Below are 26605 nucleotides of genomic sequence, written 5' to 3' on the forward strand. Positions count from 1 at the left end.
TTGAGAAAAGAAAGAAGGAGTAGTATGAATTTGAAACGTTTTAAAAAATTAGGTGCGTTAGCTTTGTCTGTTGCATTAGGTGCAGTGCTATTAGCTGGTTGTGGTAATGATGCTGGTTCCGCTGATAAGAAAGAATTAGTTTTTAGTAAATCGCAAGGCCCATATTCGGAATTATTTGAACAAGGCATTCAACCGATTTTGGAAAAGAAAGGCTATAAAATTACGGCTCGCGATATGTCGGACTTGGTACAGGCTGATGTAGCTTTAAATGACGGGGAAGTTGATTTCAATGTGGAACAACATACCGCTTATATGGAAAATTTCAACAATAAACAAGGCGGTCATTTAGTGGCTTTAACGGCAATTCCAACAGTACCAGCCGGTATTTATCCAGGGGCTAAAACACAATTAAGTCAAATTGCCGATGGAGATACGATTGCAGTGCCAAATGATGCTTCCAATACAGCACGTGCTTATGCTGTATTACAAAAGGCTGGTCTTATTAAATTAGATCCAAGCAAAGATTTGTCGACTGTCACTAAAGCAGACATTATTGACAATCCTCATAATTTAAACTTTGTAGAAATGAAATCTTTAACCATTCCTTCTGTTCGTACTGATTTTGCTTTTATTGTAATTACGGGCGCTATTGTTTATAATGCTAAAATTGATCCGGCTACCGCTTTAGTAAAAGAAGATATTTTACCACATCTTTTACTTCAATTAGTTGTATTGGATAAAAATAAAGATACTCAATGGGCTAAAGACATTAAAGACGCATATAATTCCCCAGAATTTAAAGAGTATATGAAAACGCATAACAATGGTTTATGGTATGTACCAGAAGATAAATAAGAAAAATAGTTAATTCATTTGACGGTAGTGAACATCATTCAATGATGTTTGCTACCGTTTTTATATACTTTGTGATATAATAAATTGAATATGTATATATGAGAATATACAGTCTTAAGGAGTTGATTTATTTGTTCGGTTTTATACAACGATTAATTGGTAATAATAGTGCGCGTGAAATAAAAAAAATGCGCGCCATTGTAGAAGAAATTAATGGCTTAGAATCTAGTTTTAGTGGTTTAAGTGATAGTTCTTTAGCAGGGAAAACAAAAGAATTTAAGAAACGCTTAGCTGATGGGGAAACGTTAGATGATATTTTGCCAGAGGCGTTTGCTGTTGTTCGCGAAGCATCGAAGCGCGTGCTAGGCATGCGCCATTTTGATGTGCAGTTAATTGGCGGTATTACATTACATCGTGGTAATATTGCTGAAATGCGTACTGGTGAAGGTAAAACCTTAGTAGCCACTTTACCTGTATATCTTAATGCGTTAACAGGTAAAGGCGTTCATGTTGTTACGGTTAATGATTATTTAGCTTCTCGTGATAGCGAATGGATGGGAAAATTATATCGTGCGCTTGGTTTATCAGTTGGTTTGATTGTAGCTAATCTTGATTATAATCAACGTAAAAATGCTTATGCAGCCGATATTACTTATGGCACGAATAATGAATTTGGGTTCGATTATTTGCGTGATAACATGGTTGTACATGCAGAACAAATGGTGCAACGACCACTTAATTATGCTATCGTTGATGAAGTGGACTCCATTCTTATTGATGAAGCGCGTACACCATTGATTATTTCTGGCCCTGGCGAACGTTCCACTGACAGCTATTATACATTAGCTAAAGTAGTGCCTCAGTTAGTTGCTGGTGAAGATTATACAATTGATGAAAAGCAAAAAACGATTGCGCCTACTGAATCAGGGATTGCTAAAGTTGAAAAATTACTTAAAATTGAAAACTTATATGATTCGGCTAACTTAGAACTTAATCATTTGTTAAATGCATCACTACGTGCGTATGCTATGATGCATCGTGATAAAGATTATGTAGTAAAAGATGGTCAAGTTGTTATTGTTGACGAATTTACGGGGCGTTTAATGTTTGGGCGTCGTTATTCGGATGGCTTACATCAAGCGATTGAAGCTAAAGAAGGTCTTAAAGTAGAACGTGAAAGCCAGACCTTAGCCGCTATTACCTTCCAGAACTATTTCCGCATGTATGAAAAATTAGCGGGCATGACAGGGACGGCTAAGACAGAAGAACAAGAATTTAACAATATTTATGGTCTTGAAGTGTATGAAATTCCACCAAATCGTCCTTTATTGCGTAAAGACTTACCTGATTTGATTTTTAAAACTAAAAAAGCTAAATATAAAGCTGTTGTCAAAGATGTAGTGGAACGCCATAAAAAAGGGCAGCCAGTTTTGGTAGGTACGACTTCAATTACTCAATCTGAAGAATTGAGTGATATGCTTCTTAAAAGTGGTGTACCTCACAATGTACTGAATGCTAAACATCATGAAAAAGAAGCTGAAATTGTTGCAAATGCTGGCCAACGAGGTATGGTTACGATTGCTACGAACATGGCTGGCCGTGGTACGGATATCTCCCTTGGGGACGGTGTGGCTGAATTAGGAGGCCTACATATTTTAGGTACGGAACGCCATGAAAGCCGTCGTATCGATAATCAGCTTCGTGGTCGTTCTGGTCGTCAAGGTGATCCAGGTTCTAGTCAATTCTTCTTATCCTTAGAAGATGATTTGATGCGAATCTTTGGGGCTGATAATATTTCGGGCATGATGGATAAATTAGGTATGGAAGAGGATGAACCAATTGAACATTCTTTGATTACTAAATCTATTGAACGTGCTCAGAAAAAAGTGGAAAACCACAACTTTAACATTCGTAAATATATCCTTGAATATGATGATGTAATGAATCAACAGCGTGAAGTGCTCTATGATCAGCGTCGTAAAATTTTAGGGAATGACTCCTTGAAAGATACGATTATGGACATGGTAGACTCTTTAGTTGTTAAAGCAATGGATCAATATGCGGATGAAAAATTGTATCCAGAGGAATGGGATTATGAAGGGTTACTAAAACATTTAGAACTTTTCTTCTTAGAACCTGGACAATTAACTGTGGCTGAAATGGAAGAATATGGTCGCGGTGAATTACAAGAGAAATTACTTTCTATTGCGCATGAAGAATATGAAAAACGGGAAAACCTTATTGGCGAAGCTAATATGCGTGAACTCGAAAAAGCTGTTATGCTTAAAGTTGTAGATAGCAAGTGGATGGAACATTTAGATTCTATGGACATGTTACGCGAAGGGATTGGTCTTCGCGCTTATGGACAAAAGAATCCACTCGTAGAATATAAATTTGAAGCATATGACATGTTTGAAGCTATGATTGAAGCTATTCAAGAAGATACAATTATGTATCTCTATCGCATTCGCATTGAATTAAATGATGAAGTGATTGAAGAAGAAGCCACAGCAGATCCCCTGGCCAATGCGCAAACCCATCATGATGATGTGTTGGAACCACAAAATGTAGACTAGATAACGCAGAATGGTTCGTTGCCGGGAGTTTTTATTTCGGCACGGCCATTTTCTGTTTTTATTGGATGTAATTAAGAAAGAGGTGAATAAATTGTTAGAGGATTTAAAAGGCCCTATTGACAATTTAGAGGAGCGAATTTATGGAATGAGGGATTCACTTTAACATCGCTCAAAAGGAAGATAGAATTTTTACTTTAGATGTTAAAATGAGTGACCCTGAATTTTGGAATGATCCTGAATCAGCTAAAGAAATTTCACAAGAAGCTACACAATTAAAAGATGCAGTAGAAGGGTACAAGGCCTTAGTCAGTGAGATTGAAGATGTGAAATTGATGCTTGATATGGCTATAGAAGAGCAAGATTCTTCAATGGAAAGCGAGCTGGCCGCTTCGATTCAACAGATTCAAGAAGAAGTGGAGCGGCGTGAAGTATTATTATTGTTAAGTGGCGAATATGATACAAATAATGCGATTTTGACATTTCATGCTGGTGCTGGCGGTACAGAAGCTCAGGATTGGGTATCTATGCTTATTCGTATGTATTTACGCTGGGCTGAACAACATGGCTTTACGATTACGATGATGGATGAACAACCGGGTGATGAAGCCGGGATTAAAAGTGCTACGTTCCTTATTAAAGGCGAGAATGCTTTTGGTTACCTGAAGTCAGAAAAAGGGGTACATCGTTTAGTTCGTATTTCCCCATTTGATGCCAATGCTCGTCGTCATACGTCGTTTGCTGCGGTTGATGTGATGCCTGAAATTGATGATACTGTTGATATTCAATTAGATATGAAAGATGTACGTGTTGATACATATCGTGCTAGTGGCGCTGGTGGTCAGCATATTAATAAAACCGATTCGGCTATCCGCATGACACATATACCAACAGGTATTGTAGTACAATGTCAAAGTGAACGGTCACAAATTCAAAACCGAGAACAAGCTTTGAAGTTATTACGGGCTAAATTATTTGAATTAGAATTAGAAAAACAAGCAGAATTGAAAGAAAAAATTGGTGGTACCTATCAAGCTATAGAATGGGGCAGCCAAATTCGTTCTTATGTATTCCATCCGTATAATTTGGTGAAAGATCATCGTACGGGCGTGGAAACAGGGAATATTCAGTCTGTTATGGATGGTAATTTAGATGCATTTATGGAAGGTTTCTTGAAAAAAGAAGCTAATTTAACAGTTTAGGAGAGTTTAGACTTATGAAAAAGTTTATCGCTTTCATTGTAGTGGTTATAATTGCTATTGTTGTAGCGGCTCAGTTCTTCTTACCTAGCTTTGTGGCTAAGCAGTTAGAACGAGAAATTAGTAATAAATTAAATCCTGAAACAATTTCTTTGCGCATTGAATCCTCACCAGCAGTGACTATGTTAGGTGGTCATGTGGACACAATGCGTGGCGTATTAGAGAATGTTAAATTAGGTCATTTAAATTTTGCAGATATTCATTTAGATGTAACCAATTTAGAATTTAATCCTATTGCGTTGTTGATGAATCAAACTATGGAAATCAATCAACTGGGGAATGGTGAAATTGAAGGTACTGTAACAGCTAGTGATTTACAAAACTTTATGGAACAGTCGGTTAAAGGCTTATCCATTAAGGACGTAGTAATTAATTCAAATGGTATTGAAGTTATTGGGTCTGTAGATATGGGCTTTGTTAAGGGGACTGCTAATATCAAAGGCTTATTAGAAATTAAAAACAACGCACTTGTATTTTCGCCACAACGTTTTGAAATCAATGGTGCAGGTATTGGTGGTTTAAATGCATCTGTATTAAAACCAATTACCATTTATGATTTTGCAGAATTTCCGATTCCTGTAAAAGCGGATCGCATTGAAACAATGAATGATGAACTTCATTTATTTGTGAATCCCATAGCAAAGTAAGAAAGGTGTTATTGTGAAGGAAGCTATTAAAAAGAAAAGAAAACATTCGTTAATACTTATCGCCATTATTCTTATTGGCTTACTGGCTGGTTTATTTTTAGTTCAACAACGACATCAAATTGAATCAGCGCAGAATCAGGTAGAGAACATTGTTGATTATGACGCAGCATTACGAGCGGCTTCCTTTGAGAAACGCAGTACTGCTGATGCCTTGCAGGCTTTAAAAGATGCTGGCGTAACAGCTATGGCCATTTATGACCGCACAATAACTAAAGCCCGTGATGCTGGTGAAATTATTGTGTATCAAGGATTGGAAGCTAATGCACTTCAATTTTATGGCACACAACCAGCACCAGGGTATACATATTTGGTGGCGGCTCATGGGAAAGAAGCCTATTTTAAGGAAATTCAAGATGACTTGGTTCAACGATTGGGTAAAGAAAAAGTAGGAATTCTATACTCTAATCGTGGCCCTGTAATCGCCCTAGGTCAACCCTATGAGGCTCTTATGGATATGAAGCTTAGCATTTCACGTTTGCAAGCTCAAGAAGTAAGTAATTTAGGTTTTAATGTCATTGTGCGACCAACCAATTTTAAACAAGTAACACGGGATAATATTGATCATGTGTTTAGCCGTATTGATGGGATTCCTAATGTAACGGGCATTGTGTTTGTTGGTAAAGAAGCACTAGGCTATCCAGACTTTATTGGTGTAACAAATGAGTACTTGCATAATTTGCGCATTCCTGTAGTGGGCATTGAAGCTGTGAACCAGCTCCAATATGAAAATCAAGTTGGATTCAATAATGATTTAGCAGTAGCGGATGAATATAGTATTGGTCGTTTATATACAATCTCTAAAGATGAATTAAAAAAATTAAGTCCAGAAGAAGTATCGCAGCGTTTTTATATTAGTGATATTGAACGAAATATTCGCTTTAATTTATTGCCAATTTATGAAGAAGGTAGTGATAATAAAACAGCGTTAGCTACGAGTATTACATATATGAATTCGTTCAAAGAAAAAATGATGGATCGTGGTTTTACATTTGGACGAGCTTCTATTTATCCTGCTTATACACCAAGTCCGATTGCCGTTGTACTGACTCTAGCGGGTTCAGTCGCTTTATTCACGTTTATGTTGAATTTGTTCTACCCTATGCGTAAGCATCGCCAGTTAGTAGTAAATTTTACATTACTTCTTATTACGGTTGTTTTATATGCTGTAACAGGCGGTACTTTGATTACTCAGATTTGGGCGCTTAGCGCTGCTATTTGTGCACCAGTAGTAGCGATTATATTGATTATGGATTGCTGGGTACGTCGTTCTACAGGCCCTGTAATAGGGCCTTGGCGTGCTACTTTGGAAGCGACTATTTATTTAGTCGGTGCTGCTCTTATAGCGGCGATTGGCGGTATTTTAATTGCTGCTATGTTAGGCAATACTCGTTTCTTCATGGAGTTTGCTTTATTCCGTGGTGTAAAATTAGTCTTTGTAGCGCCTATTATTTTGACAGCGATTGCCTATTTACAACGATTCCCATTATGGCAAGGGCGTACGGTTGACTCTTGGCCTGAATGTCGTAGTTTCATGCGTTCTTTCTTTACGTTAGATGTGAAACTGTATATGATTATTGCATTTGCTTTTATAGGCATGGCTGGCTGGATATTTGTAGGTCGCAGTGGTCATACGGCAGGGGTACCTGTTCCAGGTTTTGAAATTGCTTTGCGCCGTTTCTTAGAAAATACACTGTATGCACGGCCTCGTGAAAAAGAATTTTTAATTGGTCATCCAGCGCTTATGTTAGCTTCCTTTGCAGTACTTCGTCGTTGGCCTATGATATTCCATTTCCTCTGTACTATAGCTGGGGTTATCGGAATTGGTTCTTTAGTTGAAACTTTTTGTCATTTGCGAACTCCAGTACTCATGTCAATTGCTCGTGGTTATGATGGTTTATTAATTGGAATTATAGCTGGTGTAATCGCTATTTTAGTTTTCCGATTCTTAGCCTATATTATTACCTGGGCCCGTCGTGGGGAGGTGTCGAATGACTAGACTTGTTATTTCTGGTTATTATGGTTTTGGCAATGCTGGTGATGAAGCTATGCTAGCTGCCATTTTAGAAGCAATTCTAGAAGTAGTGCCAGATGCGGATATTACTGTTATTTCAGGAAATCCAAAACAAACAGCAGCTAATCATGGTGTGAAAGCTGTAGGTCGTTTTGACATGTTTGGTATATTAAATGCCATTGGTCGTTGCGATTTATTGATTAGTGGTGGTGGTAGTTTATTGCAAGATGTAACAAGTAAACGAAGCTTATATTACTATTTAAGTATCATTACTTTGGCTACCACGTTTGGTAAACGAGTGATGTTATATGCGCAAGGTATTGGTCCATTACGTCGTAAACGAGCTCGTCGAATTGTAGGGCAAGTGTTAAATAAAGTGACGATGATTACCGTACGTGATGAACGGTCAAAAGCTGAATTACTTGACATGGGTGTTACGAATGTGCCAATTCAAGTGACGGCGGATGCTGTGCTTGCTATGCATCCAGTAGATTTAACGATTGGTAAACGACTTTTAAAACCGTATCAATTATCAGGCGTGCGATATCGTGTGGGTGTATCTGTGCGTAATTGGAAGCAATCCATTGCTTATCGTAGTGAGTTAGCGCAAGCACTTGATCAGCTTCATGATGAGTTAGGGGCCCAAGTTGTGTTTATTCCTATGCAACATCCTGCTGATACTAAAGAAGCATTAGCTATTAAGGCGCTTATGAAAAGTGAGCCGGTTGTGCTAGAACGTATGTATAACACGACTGAATTATTATCGCTGGAAGGCTGTATGGATGTATTGATAGGTGTGCGTTTACATGCCCTAGTATTTGCTTCGCTTATGGAAAAGCCTGTAGTAGGTATTTCTTATGATCCTAAAATTACTAACTTCTTACATATGATTGGTCAAGAGCCAGTGGGTACGTTAGATGAAATTAGTGCCCATACTATTTATGCAGCAACAGCAAATTTCTTAGAAAATACAGCGCTACAACAACAGGTTGTGCAACGTATTAATAAATTAAGAGATGAATCTCTTAAGAATGCGCATATTGCGTTGTCCCTCTTAGATTCATAAAACTAGATTTTACTAAGACAAAGGGGTACAATAAGAATTGATTCCTATCATTATTTTGTATACGATTTCATATAATGAGTTTACTTATTTTCCAACTAGGAATGGAGGGTCTTTATGACAACATTAACAGCTGAACAAACATCTTTAGTTCAGGAAAAAGCGACAGCGATTCGTGTAAGTATTTTAAAAGCCGTAACTGCTGCTAAATCAGGACATCCAGGTGGTTCTTTATCGATTACGGACCTCATGTCGTTGTTGTATTTTGTAGAAATGAATGTAAATCCAAAGGACCCAAGAGATCCCAATCGTGACCGCTTTGTTCTTTCCAAAGGCCATGCAGCACCAGCATTATATGCTACCTTAGCAGAAAAAGGCTTTTTTGAAAAAGACGAATTACTTAATTTGCGTAAAATTGACTGCGTATTACAAGGTCATCCTGATATGAAACATACACCAGGCGTTGATATGTCTACGGGTTCTTTAGGACAGGGAATTAGTGCTGCTTGTGGTATGGCTTTAGCAGGACGTATTGATAAGAAAGATTACCGTGTATATGCTGTTCTTGGTGATGGTGAACTCGAAGAAGGCCAAGTGTGGGAAGCGGCTATGTTTGCTGGGCATTATAAATTAAATAATTTAACAGCTTTTGTCGATTTTAATGGTCTTCAAATTGATGGAGATATTCGTAAAGTTATGTCACCATTGCCAATTGGTCCTAAATTTGAAGCATTTAACTGGAATGTTATTGAAGTAGATGGTCATAATTTAGATGAACTTCATAATGCTATTGAAGCTGCTAAAGCTTGCACTGATAAACCAACTGTAGTAGTGATGCATACTGTTAAAGGTAAAGGTGTCAAAGAGATGGAAGGCCAAGCTGGTTGGCATGGTAAAGCGCCATCGGCTGAAGAATGTGAAAAATTTGTAGCAGAACTCTTGGAGGTGTAATATGGGAAAAGCAACTCGTGAAGCATATGGTAATGCCTTAGTGGCTGTAGGGGCCACCCATGAAAATGTAGTCGTATTAGATGCAGACTTATCAAAATCAACAAAAACTGATAATTTTAAAAAAGAATATCCAGATCGTTTCTTTAATGTAGGGATTGCTGAACAAAATTTAATTAGTGTAGGGGCTGGCTTAGCAGCCGCGGGTAAAATTCCTTTCGTATCTTCATTCTCAATGTTTGCTACAGGTCGTGCTTTTGAACAAGTACGTAATGCTGTATGTTATCCTAAATTGAATGTAAAAATTTGTGCTACTCATGCAGGGATTACTGTAGGGGAAGATGGAGCTACACATCAAAGTTTAGAAGATATTGCTTGCATGCGTGCCATTCCTAATTTGACAGTTGTTGTACCTGCTGATGAAGCTGAAACAACTGCTGTAGTGAAATGGGCTGCTGATTACGAAGGACCTGTATACGTTCGTTTAGGCCGTGCTGGTGTAGATGATGTAACGCCAGAAGGCTATACATTTACACCTGGTAAAGCGGTCGAATTAGTAGCTGGTTCTGATGTGACTATTATTGCTTGTGGTGCTTTAGTAGGCCCTGCTGTTCAAGCATCTAAACAATTAGCAGAAAAAGGCATCAAAGCTCGTGTACTCAATATGGCGTCGATTAAACCAATTGATGCTGACGCTATTGTAAAGGCAGCTAAGGAAACAGGCGCTATTGTAACGGCTGAAGAACATAATATCCTTGGTGGTTTAGGAGCGGCTGTAGCTGAAGTAGTCACTGAATTGGCACCAGTGCCAGTGATTCGCGTAGGCACTAAAGACACCTTTGGGGAATCTGGCACGCCTAAAGAATTAATGGCTAAATATGGTCTTACAGCTGAAGATATCGTAGCAGCGGCTAATACTGCTATAGAACGCAAATAGTAAAGGAAGTTATCAATGATTGATTTTAACCATGTCAACAAAGTCTACGACAATGGCTCGTTAGCTTTGGATGACGTAACTATACATATTGAGAAGGGTGAGTTCGTACTCATTTGTGGTCCTAGTGGGGCTGGGAAATCCACGTTTATAAAACTATTATCACATGAAGTCGTACCTGATTCGGGAACCGTTATCGTAAATGACATGGAAGTATCTCATTTGAAAAAACGGAAGATTCCGTATTTACGTCGTCGTTTAGGTATTGTATTTCAGGATTTCCGCTTATTACCTAATAAAACGGTATCAGAAAATATTGCGTTTGCTCTTGAGGTTATTGAAGAAAAACCTAAAGTGATTAAGGAGCGCGTTGCCGCTGTATTAGAGATGGTTGGTCTTAGTCATAAGGCTAATGATTTACCACAAGATCTTAGTGGTGGTGAACAACAGCGTGTAGCAATTGCGCGTGCTATTGTTAATAAACCATTAGTACTTATTGCTGATGAACCAACGGGTAACTTGGACCCTAATACAAGTAAAGGTATTGTTGAGCTTTTTAAAACAATTAATAATTCAGGTACAACGATTGTCATGGTTACTCATGATATGGAAATGGTTAAGTATTTGAATAAGCGGGTTATTGCATTGGAAGATGGCCGCGTAACGAGTGATAGAATGCGAGGTGCTGAATTCAATGAAGCTTAGAACATTTAGATACTTTGTGAAAGAAGCGCTTAAGTCCATGACACGGAATGGTCTTATGACATTGGCGTCTATTTCAACGGTAGCCTTATCTTTGTTTATTCTTGGTGTATTTACTTGCGGTGTTGTTAACTTAAACAATTTAGCTTCTAACTTGGAAAGCCAAGTAGAAATAAGTATCTATATGAAAGATGGCTTAACAACTAATCAAGTTATGGAAGTTGGTAAGAAGTTAAAAGCATTGCCTAAGGTTAAAAACCTCGAATTTGTTAATAAAGACGAAGCCATGAAACGATTTAAAGAACGTTTAGGTGATCAACAAGGTTTGGTATCCGCTTTAGATGGTAATAATCCATTGCCTTCAGCGTATGTAATTACCTTTGAAGATCCAGAAGAAGTAAAAAATACGGCTAAGTTAGTTGCGACTTTCCCTGAAGTTGAGAGCGCTCACTACGGGCAAGATGTGATTGAACAAATTTTCAAAATGACACAAATTATCCGTATTGGTGGTATTGCACTAATCGCTTTCTTGGCAGGCGCTACTTTATTTATCATTTCTAATACCATTCGTTTGACTGTATTTGCACGTCGTAAAGAAATCGGCATTATGAAATATGTAGGCGCTACTAACTGGTTTATTCGTTGGCCATTCCTCATTGAAGGCATGTTATTAGGTTTTATCGGTGGTGCTATTGCCACTGCTTGTGTATGGGAATTTTATCATTTTATTACAGTGGAAGTTGAAAATTCCTTGGCCTTTTTACCATTGGTACCTATGTTACCATTCTTCTATGATTTGAGTGCGATCCTTTTAGGTGTTGGTGTATTAGTAGGGGCCATTGGTTCTACTATTTCTTTAAAACAGTATATGAAAGTATAGAAAAGAAGGGTATGTATGGCAAATAATAAATTATCCATGCGTGTAGCTGCCGTTCTTTTAAGTACTACTGTATTAGCATCTATTCCATTTGGTACCTTACGAGCAGAAGATGAAGACTTAACGAATCAGTTAAGCGGTATTCAACAACAGATGGATGAAGCGAGTAATAAGAAAGCAAATGCTGAAGTTACAATAACAAATGTATCTGAGCAATTGCATCAAATTCAAGTGGAGTTGGATCAAGCGACTAGTAATTTAAAAAATTATGAACAGCAACGCATGGCTGTAGAAAAAGAAATTGTTAAAAATGAAAAACTACTGGCAGAAGCTCAAGCTCGTTTAGCAACACGAGAAGGTGTATTTAATAAACGAGTACGGGATATTTATATCAATGGACGTCTTAGTTATATAGAAGTTATTATAGGGGCTAAAGACTTCAGTGATTTTGCCAATCGTTTAGAAATGCTTAAACGTATTATTGATGCTGATATTAAATTAATCAGCAGTATTAAAACAGAACGAGAAGAAATTGCACAGCGTAAAGCAGAGTTAGAAGCGGATCGTGCTAAAGTTGTAGAACTTGAAAATAAAGCGCGGGAAGCTCAAGCTGTTATTCAGAAGAAAAAAGATGAACAATCTGCTATTTTAGCTAAGGCTCAGAATGATAAGGCAGTCGCTGAACAGATGCAGGCTGATTTACAAGCGTCTTCTAATGCGATTAAAGCCATGTTACAACAGCGAGCTGCTGAACGCGCGGCGGCAGCAGCAGCGTCTGCAGCTGCTCAAAGTGGTGGTAGTAGCGGTGGTGGCGGTTACACCTATGTACAGGGATCAGGACAGTTAGGCTGGCCTGTATCGGGTGTTATCACCTCTGATTTTGGTTGGCGTGAACATCCTATCTTTGGTCGTCAAATACTTCACTCTGGTATTGATATTGGGGTGGATGAAGGCACACCAGTTCATGCCGCTGATGGTGGTTATGTTGAATATTCTGGCTGGATGGACGGTTATGGTTATGTAGTTGTTATTGACCATGGTAATGGCATGTCTACTTTATATGGTCATAACTCTGATTTGGCTGTATCAGAAGGTGAATCGGTAGGCAAAGGCTCAGTTATAGCATATGCTGGTAGTACGGGGAACTCCACAGGTCCGCATGTACATTTTGAAGTACGTGTTAATGGTGATCCTGTAGACCCTCAAGGATATTTATAAGATGAAAGAGAATTTTATTAAGCGTTGGTTGCCAGACTCTTTAAAGTCTGGTATCCAATTTGCTATTAAATTTACAATTGCAGGTCTTGTATTTTTATGGCTTGTATTTTGGTATATTTCAGGTTCTCCTGCAGGCGCCATTAAATTCTTCTTTACCTATTTTGTAGCTAGTCACTTTTATATGGACCCTGTTGCTAAGAACACCTTATTTGAAGGTAGTTTAGCAGGTATGATTGATTCGTTAGGTGAACCGCATAGTCAATTTTTAAATGAAAAAGCATTTAACGATATTTATATGCAAACTTCAGGTAGTTATAGTGGTGTAGGTATCGTGCTTGGTCAGGACAAGGAAGGCCTTATGAAAGTCGCTACGGCTATTGAAGGACAACCGGCGGCTACAGCAGGTATTAAGTCTGGCGATATTATAGTGGCTATTGATGGTATCAAAACGAGTACCTTGGCTATGGAAGATGCTTCAAAAATGATTCGTGGCGAAGAAGGCACTCAAGTCACCCTTAGTGTAATGCGTGATAATGAGATTAAAGAGTATATAATCACACGTCAACAAATTACATTGCCAACTGTAAAAGGAAGAATGTTGGATGACCATATTGGCTATATTCGCATTAGTCAGTTTGCAGAGCCAACGGGCCCTGATTTTGCAAAGATTTATAAAGAGTTAAAAGAGAAGGGCATGACAAAACTTGTCCTTGATTTACGTGATAATCCTGGTGGTCTTCTTACAACAGCGCAGGAAGTATCTGATTATATTTTGCCAGCCGGCCCTATTGTTACCATTCAAGATCGGTCTGGACGAGTAGAATCTTATGATTCTAAAGGGTTAGAGGCAACGATTCCTCTAGTTGTTTTAATTAATCAAGGCTCAGCGAGCGCCTCTGAAATCATTGCAGGGGCTGTACAAGATGAAAAAGTAGGTACCATTGTAGGTACTAATAGTTATGGTAAAGGTACAGTACAAACAGTATTAAGTGTATTAGGTGATGAAGGTATTAAGATAACAATTGCTAAGTATCATACACCTAATGACCGTGTTATTGATGGTACTGGTATTAAACCGGATGTGGAAGTGGCTCTTCCTGAAGAGATATCATCAGAAGCTGATGACACACAACTTCAAAAAGCAATTGAGATTTTAATGACAAAATAATAAGTGGCGGTAGCTAAACTCAGTTACCGCCCATATTAGTATTAGTAAAGGATGAAAACTATGTTTATCGATCGTGCACGAATTTTTGTGAAAGCCGGTGACGGCGGCAACGGGATGAGTAGTTTCCGACGCGAAAAGTATGTTCCTAATGGCGGCCCAAACGGCGGCGATGGCGGTAAAGGAGCAGACATCATTTTAAAAGCAGACAGAAATATCAATACTCTTGTTGATTTTAGATATAAACGTCAATTTAAAGGCCCTGCTGGTGAAGGGGGACAAAGTAGTAATAAATATGGTCGTGGCGCTGAAAATATGATCATTCCGGTGCCCTTGGGAACGACTGTCAAAGACGAAGAAAGTGGTAAATTAATGGCTGACCTTATAGAAGACGGTCAGACTTATGTTGTAGCCAAAGGTGGCCGTGGTGGTCGTGGTAATGCTCATTTCCATACCAGTGCTAATCGAGCACCTACTTTTGCTGAAAAAGGGGAGCCTGGAGAAGAACGATGGCTACAATTAGAATTAAAAGTATTAGCTGATGTTGGTTTATTAGGGTATCCGAGCGTAGGTAAGTCTAGTATTATTCGTAAAGTATCTTCGGCTAAACCTGAAGTAGCGGCGTACCATTTTACCACCTTAACACCTGTTTTAGGGGTGGTTTCTGTAAGTGAGGGTCAAAGTTTTGTCATGGCCGATATTCCAGGTCTCATTGAAGGGGCTAGTGAAGGGGTAGGTCTTGGTCACTCCTTCTTACGCCATGTGGAGCGCAGTAATATTTTGATTCACGTTTTAGATGTATCAGGTATGGAAGGACGAGACCCTATTGAAGATTTCCATACGATTAATGCAGAATTGGCAAAATATAGTGAAAAATTAAGCAAAAAACCACAACTGATTGCTTTAAATAAAATAGACATGCTACAAGATGAGGAAACATTACCGCGTGTAAGTGCATATTTTAAAGATAAAGGGTATGAAGTATTTCCTGTTAATGCGCTTACTGGTGAGGGATTACCTGATTTAGTAGCACGTGCTTGGTATTATGTAGAAAACTATGTACCAGAGCCAGAAGCAGTTGATGATACTGTTTTATATGAAGCAAAGCCAGATACTGATTTTACAATTACTCGTGGTGATGATGCTTCCTTTATTATTAGTGGTCCACGTATTGAAAAATTAGTGGCTATGACTAATTTAGAAGATGAGCAAGCGCTTCGTCGTTTCCAGAAAATATGGTCTTATATGGATTTAGACCGACGTTTGAAAGAACGAGGTTGTAAAGATGGCGATGAAGTTGTCATTGGGGACCAACGTTTTACATTCCATGATTTATAAGGTAGGAGATAGTATGACAGGGAAACAAAAACGATTTTTACGAGCCTTAGCAAGCACAATGCCAGCCGTTGTTATGATTGGCAAAGGTGGTTTAGAAGCCTCTGTCGTGGATAGTGCAAGGGCTGCTATTACGGCACGGGAATTAATTAAAGTCAAAGTATTAAATAATGCACCAGTGGACCCAACAGATACATTTGAAGAATTAGCAGATATGTTAGGTGCAGAATTAGTGCAAGTAATAGGCCATAATGGCGTATTATATAAAGCCAAAAAAGAGCCTAAAATTATTTTACCTCAATAAAAAGTACAAGGAGATGCCTATGAGTGGGAGAGAGGAAGTACAAGTAGTAGAACATTGTTCTAAAGAGCGAGAGGCTCTAACTAAGGCACAGCGTATTGTTGTGAAAGTAGGCACTAGTACGCTTACTTATTCAAATGGTCGTTTAAATTTGAACCGTATTGAAGCAATAGTAAAACAATTAGCTGATTTAGCGAATCAAGGCAAAGAGATGATTTTGGTTAGTTCTGGCGCGGTAGGTGCTGGATTAGCTCCTTTGGGTTTTAAAGAAAAGCCCAAAGATATTGCCATGAAACAAGCAGCCGCCGCTGTAGGGCAAGGAATTTTGCTTCATATGTATGAAAAGTTATTTCGCGAATATGGTCATACAGTGGGACAAATTTTATTGACTCGAGAAGATAGTACACATCGCTCACGTTATGTTAACTTACGAAATACTTTATTTTCTCTCATTGATTTAGGTGTCATTCCTATCATTAATGAAAATGATGTAGTGGCTATTGATGAAGTTAAGATTGGTGACAATGACACCTTATCAGCCACTGTGGCCAGTATTGTAGAAGCTGATTTATTAATTATTTTATCTGACATTGAAGGTTTATATACAGCCAACCCGCAAATAGATCCAAGTGCTACTTTAATATCTACTGTAGAAACGATTACACCACATATTTATGAAATTTCAGGTGGTGCTGGTACCACTCGTGGTACGGGTGGTATGTTCACTAAAATAGAGGCTGCCAATATTGCCGTTAATTCAGGGGTTCACATGGTCATTGCTTCAGGTGAACATAGCGACTCTATTCAAGTTGTCGCTCAAGGGGGACTTCGAGGCACGCATTTTGTTGCTAGAGATACAAAGCCTCATATGAGAAAACGTTGGATGGCGTTTGGTTCACGTCTTAAAGGAGCCGTTTCTGTAGATGCTGGTTGTGCGACTGCTATTTTGAAAAATGGTTCTAGTTTATTACCTGTGGGGATTACTGAAGTTATAGGTGAGTTTCACGAAGGGGAGACAATTAGTATCCTCTATAATAATGAAGAAATTGCACGGGGAATGGTTAATTTTGCCTCTAAAGATATTGATTTGATTAAGGGCTGTAACTCTCATGAAATCGCAGATCGTCTACATGTGCAAACAGCTCATGCAGAAGCAATTCATCGTGATAATTTAGTTATCTTGCGATAGGAGATTCTTATGACAGATTATGCAACTATATTTAAAGACATGGGGCAACGAGCCCGGCAGGCTGCTAATGACTTACAAGCGGCTTCAACAGATGTAAAAAACAATTTATTATTAAGCATTGCAGACATTTTAGAAACGAATATAGAGGTCATATTGGCAGCTAATAAAAAAGATATGGCACAAGCTGATTCTTATAATTTGCCGGCTATTATGTTAGACCGTTTACGACTTACAGAAGAACGGATTCAACAGATGGCATTAGGTGTTCGACAATTAGTGGAACTAGCGGATCCTATTGGTGAAATTATGGAATCCAGTACACGTCCTAATGGAATGAAGATTACTAAAGTTCGTGTACCACTTGGTGTTATTGCTATGTTCTATGAGGCTCGCCCAAATGTAACAGTCGATGCGGCGGCCTTATCGCTTAAGACGGGTAACGCAGTGATTCTTCGTGGTGGTAAAGAGGCGTTTCACTCTAATCAATGTTTAGTTGACTTAATTAGACAAGCCTTGATTAAGGTACAGTTACCGGCAGATGCGGTGCAATTGGTGACGATAACCGATAGAGCAGCGGTTTCTGATTTATTGAGACAGCGTGATTATATTGATGTAGTTATTCCGCGAGGCGGAGCAGGTCTTATTAAACGAATTATAGAAGAAAGTCGAATTCCAGTTATTGAAACTGGTAGTGGTGTAGTTCACGTATATGTTGATAAAGACTGTGATGCTAACAAAATAGTGCCTATTGTAATTAATGCTAAAGTACAGCGACCTTCTGTATGTAATTCAGCAGAAACATTGCTTATCCATGAGGCGGTAGCTAACACTTATCTACCGGTGATAAGTAAGGCTTTATTTGAAAATCATGTTGAGCTTCGTGGTGATGAAGCGAGTCAAAAAATCGTGCCAGCTATTCACTTAGCGGAATCGTCTGCTTGGGCTACGGAATACAATGATTTAATTATGAATGTTAAAGTAGTTTCTAGTGTGGAGGCTGCCATTAATCATATTAATCAATATGGGACTAAGCATTCTGAATGTATAATTACTGAAAATAAAGAAGCAGCGCAACTTTTTTTACAACAAGTAGATGCTTCAACGGTATATGTGAATGTATCAACTCGTTTTACCGATGGTTTTGAATTTGGTTTAGGTGCTGAAATTGGCATTAGTACACAAAAATTACATGCCCGTGGACCTATGGGGCTATTAGCCTTGACTTCTTATAAATATTATGTGACAGGCGATGGTCAAATTCGTTCATGAGTAAACCGTGGTTCTATAAAATACAGGCGTATTGGCAGTATATGAATAGCCCTAAGGGACGTTATGAGTGGCGCTCTTATGGTGTGGCTATTTTGTTGTGGATTGTATTATCGATACTAGCAATGAGGATAATAGGTAGTTTATGAAAGAAACTGGCAAGATTGGTATTATCGGAGGAACGTTTAACCCCATTCATTTGGGGCATTTAATGATAGCTGAAATGGCACAAGAAACATATAATTTAGACCGTGTTATTTTTGTGCCTGCTTATCATCCGCCTCACAAACATGAGGATGTGATTGAGGCTCGTTATCGCTATGAAATGACAGCAGCAGCGGTTATGGATAATCCTAAATTCACTATCTCTGACATCGAATTTAAGCGAGAGGGTCCTTCTTATACAGTAGATACAATTAAATATTTTAAAGAGTTGTATGGTGAGGATAAAGAATATTATTTTATTGCTGGTACTGATACGATTCAAGATTTACCAAATTGGAAATATATTCATGAGTTGTTGCAACTTTGTCACTTTATTGGAGCTGTGCGTCCTGATGGTTCAGCGGCTATTGAGCCAATTATCCAGTTTTTTGGTGAGTTAGGCCGTGAGCGGATTCATTTATTAGAGGTCCCGCTTATGCAACTATCTGCTACTGATTTAAGGGCGCGTTTGCGAACTAAACGAAGTGTACGTTATATGATTCCTAAAGCTGTTGTACAATATATAGCAAAACATGATATTTATAAGAAGTGAGGCAAGAGTTTATTCATGTATGAAGAAATAATTGATGATTTACAGAGACGTTTGAGTTCTAAACGGTTTGCCCATACGCTGGGAGTTGCGAGAGCAGCTGTGGCATTAGCCGATAGATATGGTGAAGATCCTGAAGAGGCGTATTTGGCTGGTTTATTACATGATTGTGCCAAAGAGATTCCTTTATCACAAATGCAGGAATTGGTAGATAATAGTAGCTTGACCATCGATGTAGATATGTATGTAAATGGGGCCTTATTGCATGGTGTAAGTGGTGCTATTTTAGCTAATGCACGATATGGTGTGAGGAGTTCTTATATTTTAGATGCCATTCGTTATCATACAACCGGTCGTGTAGGCATGACAACGCTAGATAAAATTATCTTTCTGGCCGATTACATTGAGGAAACTCGTGATTTTCCAGGCGTTGAAGTATTACGTAAAATAGCTTTTGAAGACTTAGACCAAGGTGTATTGGCCGGCTATGATAATACTATTCATCATTTGTTAGATCAGGGGTTGAGTATTTATTATAAAACGATTTTAGGGCGCAATGATATTATACGTCGTATTAAGAGTCGATAGGATGAATCATTATGGAACAAGAAGAACAAAGACGACCTAAAAGGCGTGTACGAAAAAAGAACTCTGTTCGATGGGGCCGCGTATTAATAGCTTTGCTTATTGTAATCTTAGTATTAGGTGGCTTAGGATTTGGCCTTATGAAAGGCTATGAGGCTGCGAAAGGATACTTTACCGGTAATGCTGATACGGTGGTTGCGACTCCAAATACAGAGGCGACCTCTTCGTCTAATGTGCCTAAAGGACCGACAGTACCTTTGGAGCAAAAGTCTTTAGATAAACCTATGTATATTCTAGTTGTAGGTAAAGATAATTCTAATCCTGCACAAGGAGATGCATTATTTTTGATGGCGGTTAATGAACAACAGAAAAATGTTGATATCATCGGCATTCCATCAAATACAAAGATTGATAGTCGCGATAAAAAATCAGTGTCGATGATAAATACGATGTATAGTTCGGGAAATATAGAATTAACTAAAGCTGTTGTGGAAGATTTATTCCATATTCCTATCCCATATTATATCGTAGTTGATGAGGCGGCTTTCAAAAAGACTTTAGACGTGGTTGGCTCTCAAGATATGTATGTGGAAAAAGAAATGGTACACATCGATAGTAATACGGGGAATGCAGATGTAAATTTAGCCCGTGGTTATCAGACTTTAGATGCGGATAAAGCCTTACAATATGTGCGGTATGTAGATAATGATAATAATGCTTTTAGTCGGACACAGCGACAAGAACGTTTGTTAAAACAAGTATTAAGCACGCAAGAAGATACATTTACTATTTTACGAATGTGGCATATATGGCGACTTTGGAGTCATTTTGATACTAATATAGCTACTTCTGATGCTGTTAAATTAGTTATGAATTTAGGTAGTTTATCATCAACTCAAATTCAATATTACATTTTGCCAGGTACAAAAGAAACAATTAATAGTGAAATATATTGGAATTATGATCCGGTAGAAGCACAACAGTTACTAGGAATTACGTTAGGTAACGCTCCTATTGAAGGGGGTAATGATGGTAGTACTAATGAGTCTACTGGTAGTAATGCTAGTAAAGGTAAAGAAGGATAGTTATATTTTATAAAAAGGAGTATTCATGAAAGAGAAACAAGATATTAAAAAAATAACATTAGCGTTGGCACAAGCAGGTTTTGATAAAAAGGGAACTGATATTGAAATTATGGATTTAGAAGGACTATCTAGCTTAGCTGATTATTTTGTCCTTGTTAGTGCCTCTAATGTCAAACAAGCACAAAGCATTGCTGATGAAATTGAAGATAAAGGAGCTGAAGAAGGTGTAACCGTATTACATCGTGAAGGCTATCATGAAGGTGAATGGATTTTATTAGATTTTGGTGATATTATCTGTCATGTTTTTGGTGGCAAAGAAACACGTACTTTTTACGGTTTAGAACAACTTTGGAGCGATGCAGCTCGCGTAGAATTTGTAGGGGCATAATATGGCAACACAATTATCAGAAAATACTTTAGCTACCTTAAAAGTATTACGTGAAAGTGAGCAAGGCGCCTTTTTAGATGGAGGCACAGGTAACACCAATGATGATATTTTATTACATAAGGAACAGCAAACATCAGCTGTTGCTATTGGTGATGAAGTACCTGTTTTTTTGTACCGTGATCCTAAAGGGCGTTTAACGGCTAGTATGCGTTTACCAGCTATTAAAGAAGGTCAAATTGGGTATGTGGAAGTGATTAACACAACGCAATTTGGCTGCTTTGTAGAGGTAGGTACAGAACGGGGTATTTTTATGCCTCATGCTGAAATGCGCGGTCGTCCGCAATTGGGTGAAAAAGTTTGGGTCCGTTTATATACGGACAAATCAGGTCGTCTTGCTGTATCTATGGATGTGGATGATGCTATGCGAAGAGCGGCTAAGCCGGCTATAGAAGCAACCGTGGGGCAAATTGTACGAGGGGCTATTTATAATTTTACTCCTGATGGAGCTTTTTTCATTACCCCAGAGCGCTGGATTGCTTTTTTACATCGTAGTGAAATGACACGTCATCTTAAGGTAGGCGAATTGATAAAAGCACGTGTTACCTATAAACGGGAAGATGGACGAATCAACGTATCTATGCGGCCTGTGAAAGAAACCGCGTTAACGATTGATGGGGACCGTTTATTACAGTACTTATTACAGCGTAATGGACGTATGCCTTATAGTGATAAAACATCAGCTGAAATTATTAAAGATAAATTTGGCTTTAGTAAGGCCGCTTTTAAGCGAGCTGTAGGGCATTTAATGAAATCCGGTAAAGTTATCCAAGAAGAGGGGTGGACTTTATTGACGGAAACAGGCCGTGTAGCCGCTGAATCAATTAGTGAAGTCGCAGATGGTTTAGATACGCCGAAAGCGTCTACGCAAGTGAGTGAATCAATTAGTAAAACAAGTGAGGCGTAATTTTATTACGCCTTTCTTTGCTTTCCTTGTAAGTGTGTATGAGGGTTTTAATATGAAAATTATTGTTGTAGGTGCTGGAAAAGTAGGCTATTCAGTAGCACAGCGTCTCGTACAAGATGAACATGATGTATATATCATTGAAAAGTCGGCTGAGCGAATTCGTAATTTAGAGAATAGCTTAGATGTAAGTTTAGTACAGGGGAATGGGAGTAGTTTGCAACTCCTTAAAGAAATTGGCATGGATGATGTAGGCATGTTGATTGCTGTTACTGATTCTGATGAAGTTAATATGCTAGCCTGTTCAGTAGCAAAAATTGGTGGCATTCCGCGTACAATAGCTCGTGTTCGTGATAATGATTATTTAAAAGAAGAAAATCGTGAATTACAACAGCAATTAGGGGTTGATTTATTTATTAACCCAGAAATGGTCTCAGCACAGGAAATTGTACAGGTTTTACAAACACCAGCCGCATTAGATGTAGAAGATTTTGCCAGTGGTGCTGTACGGCTTATGGAATTTAAAATGCATGAAGATGTACAATATGTGGGAAAACGTTTGCGTGATATTCAATTTCCTGAAAGTGTTATTATTGTTGGCATTTTGCGTAATGGGGAAATGATAATTCCTCATGGGGAAAGTCGTTTAATGCTTATGGATAAGGTGTTTTTTCTAGGTTCTCGTGATTCGATTTTAAAAATTGCTGAAGAATTTCACGAAGAAGCGATGATGGAAGAGACGAAACGTATTGTTCTTGTTGGAGCTGGTTTGATTGGTTGTAATTTGACAGTGTTATTAGAAAAAGCAGGCTATATTGTCAAAGTAATTGAAAAGGATATGGCCCGATGTGAGCACTTAGCAGCTATGGTAGATAATGCTATGATTATTAATGGCGATGGGACTAATATGGAGCTGTTAGAAGCTGAGGAAATTTCTGATTGTGATGCTATTATTTGCTTAACTGATGATGATAAATTGAATCTATTAGTTGCTTTACTGGCAAAACATTTGGGTGTACCTAAAACGATTGTACGTGTAGGTCGCCCTGAATATATCGTTTTGATGGAACAAGTGGGGATTGACATTGTATTTTCACCACGCCTATTAACATCTGGTGAAATTTTACGTATGGTACGTAAAGGTGAAAATGTAGTTAGTATTTCTACATTTGAAGGTTCAAAGGCTGAAGCAGTAGAAGTTGTTCTAAGTCCTGTATCACCGATTGTAAATTGTGCATTAAAAGATCTTAAGTTGCCAGGGAAAGCCTTAGTTGGCGCTATCGTGCGTGATGGCTCTACCATTGTACCAACTGGTAATACCGTACTTCATGCAGATGATCATATGGTATTTTTTACATTGCCAAATCATGTTAATAAATTATTGACTTATTTAAAGCCAGTTCAGTAGAGGTGGAGTATGCGTATACAAATTGTTATGCATTTGGTGGGACAATTAATTTTAATTGTTGCTGCTATTATGTTAGTGCCATTCTGCTATGGTTTAGTATTTGAAGAGATATACGTCTCTTTTTTGTTGAGCTCATTAGTGGCAGCTATAACAGGCGGTTTACTTTACTATTATGGGGAACCTAGCACGTCTTATAGTTTGCGTGATGGTTTTTTAACGGTAAGTTCTATATGGATTTTAGTTTCCTTTTTTGCCGCCTTGCCCTTTTATTTTGGTGGCGTATTGCCTAGCTTTATTGATGCTCTTTTTGAATCCGTATCAGGCATTACGGCTACTGGTGCTTCCGTTGTACCAGATATTGATGCGTTACCACAAAGTTATGTACTATGGCGAAGCTTAACACATTGGCTAGGAGGCATGGGGATTGTAGTCTTAGTTTTGGCCTTTCTAAAGAATTTAGGGGCTGATTCAGCACATCTTTTTAACGCAGAAGCTTCAGTACCAAGACCTGGGGTTGTATTGCCTCGTATTCGATCGATGGCCTTTAAATTATGGACGATTTACTTGCTGTTTACGGCTGTTTGTTTTACTGCGCTTTGTCTGGCTGGTATGGGATATTTTGATGCGGTAAATATGACGTTTACAACAATTGCTACCGGTGGTTATACGCCAAATACGGGTGTGACTGATATTTATTCTGAAAATGGTATTATTCGTGGTATATTAATCTTCTTTATGATTTTAGCTGGTGGTAATTTTACAGTTTATTATGCCGTATTTCAACGTGGCTTACAGGCCGTATGGCAGGATTTTGAATATCGTATGTACTTACTTATTTTAGGCATTGGTATTTTTATTGTAGCCCTATCCTTATTTTTTGGTGCTGGTGAAACGATTAGCAATGCTTTGAACCATGCTACTTTTATGTTAGTGTCTATGCAAACAGGTTCTGGTCTTGTGCTAGGGAATTATGACATATGGCCGCCATTGGCACAGATGATGCTTTTTTCAGCCACTTTCTTTGGTGGTTGTAGTGGTTCTACTACTGGTGGTATTAAAATTATTCGTATTATCATTTTAATTAAAAGTGTGATTATTTATTTACGTAAAGCTATTCACCCAGATATTGTGCAATCGATTACGATTAATGGGAAACGAATGCCTCAGAAATGGGTACAGATGACACAAGAGTTTTTCTTCTTGTATATGACAGTATTTGCTATTTCTGCTTTAGGCATTTCAGCTACGGGGCTTAGCTTTGGTGAATCATTACAGTGTGTAGCAGGGATTTTAGGGAATGTAGGCCTTGCTTTTGGGGCGTTAGGTCCAGAAGGGTCATTTTCAATTTTACATCCTATAGCTAAAGTTATTTGCATTGTAGATATGCTATTAGGTCGTTTAGAATTATTTACATTGTTAGTTTTATTACATCCTGATTTTTGGCAAGGCTATTTTCTAAAACGACGTAAACGTAGTTATAAAGTATGGCAACCAACAGGGACTCACCGTCGTTTATAAAAAAAGGCATTTCATAGGAGAGGAAGGAGCTTCTTATGACACAAATTTTAAAACAACCGTTAGGTTTATATAAGGCGAATTGTTATGTGTTAAAAGAGGCTAAACAAGCTATCATTATTGATCCAGGGTTTCACGCACACAAGGTATTAGATATGGTAGGGGATGCTGAATTGTTGGCTATTGTATTGACACATGGCCATTGTGATCATATTTGTGCTGTGGATGGAGTGCGTCAAGTGACATCAGTACCTGTATATATGCATCCTGGTGATGATGAATTATTGCATACTAAACGACGAATGCCATCTGCCTATAAAGGCTTATGTCAGTCACCTTATATACCGCTTCAGGAGGGAGCCTTGAAAATAGGGTCTTTTGATCTTTACATATTTGAAACACCAGGACATAGTAAGGGCAGTGTGGTGATACAATGGAAGCAACATATTTTTACTGGAGATACCTTATTTAAAAACTCTATAGGCGCTACGAATAATTACAATGGCGATGCTGATGTATTAGCTAAGTCTTTACAACGGATTATGAGCTGGGATCCTAGCTTGATTATTCATCCTGGTCATGCAGATGATACAACGTTAGAAACTGAATTAATACACAATCCGTACTTAAAAGTTTGATTTATAGGTATTGTTGCAAAATAGGGACTTATACGAGCCTTTTAAGTGGTAAGCTAATGTCTTTTTACCGGTCTATAAAAGGGATTTTTAAACTTTGAAATAAAATTTTAAATTTAGACTAGACAAAGTATATTAAAACATGGTAGAATAATTTTCGTTGTTAAGGGTAACGGCAGTAAACAAAAACAAGCTTAAAAATCTTTTAAAAAAGTTGCTTGACAATTACTTCTGAAACACCTATAATAACGTAGTAACGTAAACGGCCCCGTGGTGTAGCGGTTAACATGTCGCCCTGTCACGGCGAAGATCGTCAGTTCAAATCTGATCGGGGTCGCCACGTTTGCCCCGGTAGCTCAGTCGGTAGAGCAAAGGACTGAAAATCCTTGTGTCGACAGTTCGATTCTGTCCTGGGGCACCATGTGTGCGGAAATAGCTCAGTGGTAGAGCACCGCCTTGCCAAGGCGGGGGTCGCGAGTTCGAATCTCGTTTTCCGCTCCACTATTTGGCGGCATAGCCAAGCGGTAAGGCAGAGGTCTGCAAAACCTTTATTCCCCAGTTCGATTCTGGGTGCCGCCTCCATATATATTCCACCCATGCCGGGGTGGCGGAACAGGCAGACGCAACGGACTTAAAATCCGTCGGTTGGAGACAACCGTACCGGTTCGATTCCGGTCCTCGGCACCATTTAGACTGAACATTCGTGTTCAGTCTATTTTTATTTTAAGAAGTTTTATTTCAAAAGCAGGAATTTTTATTCTCCGTAGCGAATTAATACAATACAGAATGAATCGTAGCAGTTATATGATTCTTTTAGCAGGTAGTTTATAGTCTGTAAGTTGTAAAGTTAAATGCTAAGATAGTGCTATCT

General features: G+C 38.4%; 24 protein-coding genes and 5 tRNA genes. All 29 read left to right on the forward strand.

The features are described from left to right. Positions 1-24: 24 nt before the first annotated feature. The 29 genes from DYE54_RS01510 to DYE54_RS01650 all read left to right on the forward strand — a co-directional run bounded on the left by DYE54_RS01510 (position 25) and on the right by DYE54_RS01650 (position 26421). The gene (locus DYE54_RS01510; RefSeq protein WP_115309573.1) at positions 25-855 is read left to right on the forward strand and encodes a MetQ/NlpA family ABC transporter substrate-binding protein; all 831 of its coding nucleotides are present in this window, start codon (positions 25-27) and stop codon (positions 853-855) included. A 131-nt stretch (positions 856-986) separates the two neighbouring features. Continuing rightward, positions 987-3431 (forward strand): preprotein translocase subunit SecA, encoded by a 2445-nt coding sequence (gene secA, locus DYE54_RS01515; protein WP_172460539.1) that lies wholly within the window; start codon positions 987-989, stop codon positions 3429-3431. Between the two features lie 91 nt (positions 3432-3522). Continuing rightward, positions 3523-4630 (forward strand): peptide chain release factor 2 gene (prfB, locus tag DYE54_RS01520; RefSeq protein WP_245935675.1). Its coding sequence is split into 2 segments (ribosomal slippage): positions 3523-3579 and positions 3581-4630, totalling 1107 coding nucleotides; the frame shifts between segments, so codons are not numbered across the junction. A gap of 14 nt (positions 4631-4644) precedes the next feature. After that, positions 4645-5334 carry an LmeA family phospholipid-binding protein gene (locus tag DYE54_RS01525; protein ID WP_115309575.1) on the forward strand — a complete coding sequence of 230 codons (690 nt, stop codon included), beginning with the start codon at positions 4645-4647 and terminating at the stop codon, positions 5332-5334. A gap of 13 nt (positions 5335-5347) precedes the next feature. After that, positions 5348-7390, forward strand: coding sequence for a DUF5693 family protein (locus DYE54_RS01530; RefSeq protein WP_115309576.1), 2043 nt, complete (start codon positions 5348-5350; stop codon positions 7388-7390). Continuing rightward, positions 7383-8471, forward strand: coding sequence for a polysaccharide pyruvyl transferase CsaB (csaB, locus tag DYE54_RS01535; protein WP_115309577.1), 1089 nt, complete (start codon positions 7383-7385; stop codon positions 8469-8471). The genes DYE54_RS01530 and csaB overlap by 8 nt, the downstream gene beginning before the upstream one ends. Before the next feature lie 114 nt (positions 8472-8585). Beyond that, positions 8586-9419 carry a transketolase gene (locus tag DYE54_RS01540; RefSeq protein ID WP_115309578.1) on the forward strand — a complete coding sequence of 278 codons (834 nt, stop codon included), beginning with the start codon at positions 8586-8588 and terminating at the stop codon, positions 9417-9419. 1 nt (position 9420) lies between these two features. Continuing rightward, a complete protein-coding gene (locus DYE54_RS01545; RefSeq protein WP_115309579.1) occupies positions 9421-10353 on the forward strand; it encodes a transketolase family protein in 933 nt (310 codons plus the stop codon). A 15-nt stretch (positions 10354-10368) separates the two neighbouring features. After that, the gene (ftsE, locus tag DYE54_RS01550; RefSeq protein ID WP_115309580.1) at positions 10369-11055 is read left to right on the forward strand and encodes a cell division ATP-binding protein FtsE; all 687 of its coding nucleotides are present in this window, start codon (positions 10369-10371) and stop codon (positions 11053-11055) included. Beyond that, the gene (gene ftsX / locus DYE54_RS01555; RefSeq protein WP_115309581.1) at positions 11045-11932 is read left to right on the forward strand and encodes a permease-like cell division protein FtsX; all 888 of its coding nucleotides are present in this window, start codon (positions 11045-11047) and stop codon (positions 11930-11932) included. Before ftsE ends, ftsX begins: the two co-directional genes overlap by 11 nt. A gap of 15 nt (positions 11933-11947) precedes the next feature. After that, complete coding sequence (locus DYE54_RS01560) at positions 11948-13147, forward strand: murein hydrolase activator EnvC family protein (protein ID WP_115309582.1); 1200 nt, start codon at positions 11948-11950, stop codon at positions 13145-13147. Between the two features lies 1 nt (position 13148). Further along, positions 13149-14315, forward strand: coding sequence for a S41 family peptidase (locus DYE54_RS01565; protein ID WP_115309583.1), 1167 nt, complete (start codon positions 13149-13151; stop codon positions 14313-14315). A 60-nt stretch (positions 14316-14375) separates the two neighbouring features. Then, the gene (obgE, locus tag DYE54_RS01570) at positions 14376-15650 is read left to right on the forward strand and encodes a GTPase ObgE (RefSeq protein WP_115309584.1); all 1275 of its coding nucleotides are present in this window, start codon (positions 14376-14378) and stop codon (positions 15648-15650) included. A 13-nt stretch (positions 15651-15663) separates the two neighbouring features. Then, positions 15664-15951, forward strand: coding sequence for a ribosome assembly RNA-binding protein YhbY (gene yhbY / locus DYE54_RS01575; RefSeq protein ID WP_115309585.1), 288 nt, complete (start codon positions 15664-15666; stop codon positions 15949-15951). A gap of 19 nt (positions 15952-15970) precedes the next feature. Continuing rightward, complete coding sequence (proB, locus tag DYE54_RS01580; RefSeq protein WP_115309586.1) at positions 15971-17137, forward strand: glutamate 5-kinase; 1167 nt, start codon at positions 15971-15973, stop codon at positions 17135-17137. A gap of 9 nt (positions 17138-17146) precedes the next feature. Further along, complete coding sequence (locus DYE54_RS01585) at positions 17147-18406, forward strand: glutamate-5-semialdehyde dehydrogenase (protein ID WP_115309587.1); 1260 nt, start codon at positions 17147-17149, stop codon at positions 18404-18406. A gap of 142 nt (positions 18407-18548) precedes the next feature. Then, positions 18549-19160 carry a nicotinate-nucleotide adenylyltransferase gene (nadD, locus tag DYE54_RS01590; protein ID WP_115309588.1) on the forward strand — a complete coding sequence of 204 codons (612 nt, stop codon included), beginning with the start codon at positions 18549-18551 and terminating at the stop codon, positions 19158-19160. 15 nt (positions 19161-19175) lie between these two features. Beyond that, positions 19176-19745, forward strand: a complete 570-nt coding sequence (gene yqeK / locus DYE54_RS01595; protein WP_115309589.1) for a bis(5'-nucleosyl)-tetraphosphatase (symmetrical) YqeK — start codon at positions 19176-19178, stop codon at positions 19743-19745. An 11-nt stretch (positions 19746-19756) separates the two neighbouring features. Further along, positions 19757-20827, forward strand: coding sequence for an LCP family protein (locus DYE54_RS01600; protein ID WP_115309590.1), 1071 nt, complete (start codon positions 19757-19759; stop codon positions 20825-20827). Positions 20828-20852: 25 nt separating this feature from the next. Continuing rightward, positions 20853-21215 carry a ribosome silencing factor gene (gene rsfS / locus DYE54_RS01605; RefSeq protein WP_115309591.1) on the forward strand — a complete coding sequence of 121 codons (363 nt, stop codon included), beginning with the start codon at positions 20853-20855 and terminating at the stop codon, positions 21213-21215. Position 21216: 1 nt separating this feature from the next. Next, on the forward strand, positions 21217-22179 hold the full coding sequence (locus DYE54_RS01610; protein ID WP_245935676.1) for a CvfB family protein: 963 nt from the start codon (positions 21217-21219) through the stop codon (positions 22177-22179). A 52-nt stretch (positions 22180-22231) separates the two neighbouring features. Continuing rightward, the gene (gene trkA, locus DYE54_RS01615) at positions 22232-23584 is read left to right on the forward strand and encodes a Trk system potassium transporter TrkA (protein ID WP_115309592.1); all 1353 of its coding nucleotides are present in this window, start codon (positions 22232-22234) and stop codon (positions 23582-23584) included. Between the two features lie 9 nt (positions 23585-23593). Continuing rightward, positions 23594-25102 (forward strand): TrkH family potassium uptake protein, encoded by a 1509-nt coding sequence (locus DYE54_RS01620; RefSeq protein ID WP_115309593.1) that lies wholly within the window; start codon positions 23594-23596, stop codon positions 25100-25102. Positions 25103-25137: 35 nt separating this feature from the next. Beyond that, entirely contained in the window at positions 25138-25737 is a 600-nt protein-coding gene (locus DYE54_RS01625; RefSeq protein WP_115309594.1) for an MBL fold metallo-hydrolase, read from the forward strand. Positions 25738-25998: 261 nt separating this feature from the next. Then, a tRNA-Asp gene (locus tag DYE54_RS01630) sits at positions 25999-26074 on the forward strand. A gap of 5 nt (positions 26075-26079) precedes the next feature. Beyond that, positions 26080-26155 (forward strand) — tRNA-Phe (locus tag DYE54_RS01635). A 5-nt stretch (positions 26156-26160) separates the two neighbouring features. Continuing rightward, positions 26161-26235: transfer RNA gene (locus DYE54_RS01640), tRNA-Gly, on the forward strand. 6 nt (positions 26236-26241) lie between these two features. Further along, positions 26242-26316 (forward strand) — tRNA-Cys (locus tag DYE54_RS01645). A gap of 16 nt (positions 26317-26332) precedes the next feature. Next, positions 26333-26421 (forward strand) — tRNA-Leu (locus DYE54_RS01650). Positions 26422-26605: the final 184 nt, after the last annotated feature.

Origin of the sequence: Veillonella criceti, from assembly GCF_900460315.1 — a bacterium.
Classification (GTDB): Bacteria; Bacillota; Negativicutes; order Veillonellales; family Veillonellaceae; genus Veillonella_A; species Veillonella_A criceti.

Bases quoted from the DNA above. Each gene is read 5' to 3' on its own strand.
- DYE54_RS01510 (WP_115309573.1), top strand. From the start codon at position 25: ATGAATTTGAAACGTTTTAAAAAATTAGGTGCGTTAGCTTTGTCTGTT.
- DYE54_RS01525 (WP_115309575.1), top strand. From the start codon at position 4,645: ATGAAAAAGTTTATCGCTTTCATTGTAGTGGTTATAATTGCTATTGTT.
- csaB (WP_115309577.1), top strand. From the start codon at position 7,383: ATGACTAGACTTGTTATTTCTGGTTATTATGGTTTTGGCAATGCTGGT.
- DYE54_RS01540 (WP_115309578.1), top strand. From the start codon at position 8,586: ATGACAACATTAACAGCTGAACAAACATCTTTAGTTCAGGAAAAAGCG.
- DYE54_RS01545 (WP_115309579.1), top strand. From the start codon at position 9,421: ATGGGAAAAGCAACTCGTGAAGCATATGGTAATGCCTTAGTGGCTGTA.
- ftsE (WP_115309580.1), top strand. From the start codon at position 10,369: ATGATTGATTTTAACCATGTCAACAAAGTCTACGACAATGGCTCGTTA.
- ftsX (WP_115309581.1), top strand. From the start codon at position 11,045: ATGAAGCTTAGAACATTTAGATACTTTGTGAAAGAAGCGCTTAAGTCC.
- DYE54_RS01560 (WP_115309582.1), top strand. From the start codon at position 11,948: ATGGCAAATAATAAATTATCCATGCGTGTAGCTGCCGTTCTTTTAAGT.
- DYE54_RS01565 (WP_115309583.1), top strand. From the start codon at position 13,149: ATGAAAGAGAATTTTATTAAGCGTTGGTTGCCAGACTCTTTAAAGTCT.
- obgE (WP_115309584.1), top strand. From the start codon at position 14,376: ATGTTTATCGATCGTGCACGAATTTTTGTGAAAGCCGGTGACGGCGGC.
- yhbY (WP_115309585.1), top strand. From the start codon at position 15,664: ATGACAGGGAAACAAAAACGATTTTTACGAGCCTTAGCAAGCACAATG.
- proB (WP_115309586.1), top strand. From the start codon at position 15,971: ATGAGTGGGAGAGAGGAAGTACAAGTAGTAGAACATTGTTCTAAAGAG.
- DYE54_RS01585 (WP_115309587.1), top strand. From the start codon at position 17,147: ATGACAGATTATGCAACTATATTTAAAGACATGGGGCAACGAGCCCGG.
- nadD (WP_115309588.1), top strand. From the start codon at position 18,549: ATGAAAGAAACTGGCAAGATTGGTATTATCGGAGGAACGTTTAACCCC.
- yqeK (WP_115309589.1), top strand. From the start codon at position 19,176: ATGTATGAAGAAATAATTGATGATTTACAGAGACGTTTGAGTTCTAAA.
- DYE54_RS01600 (WP_115309590.1), top strand. From the start codon at position 19,757: ATGGAACAAGAAGAACAAAGACGACCTAAAAGGCGTGTACGAAAAAAG.
- rsfS (WP_115309591.1), top strand. From the start codon at position 20,853: ATGAAAGAGAAACAAGATATTAAAAAAATAACATTAGCGTTGGCACAA.
- DYE54_RS01610 (WP_245935676.1), top strand. From the start codon at position 21,217: ATGGCAACACAATTATCAGAAAATACTTTAGCTACCTTAAAAGTATTA.
- trkA (WP_115309592.1), top strand. From the start codon at position 22,232: ATGAAAATTATTGTTGTAGGTGCTGGAAAAGTAGGCTATTCAGTAGCA.
- DYE54_RS01620 (WP_115309593.1), top strand. From the start codon at position 23,594: ATGCGTATACAAATTGTTATGCATTTGGTGGGACAATTAATTTTAATT.
- DYE54_RS01625 (WP_115309594.1), top strand. From the start codon at position 25,138: ATGACACAAATTTTAAAACAACCGTTAGGTTTATATAAGGCGAATTGT.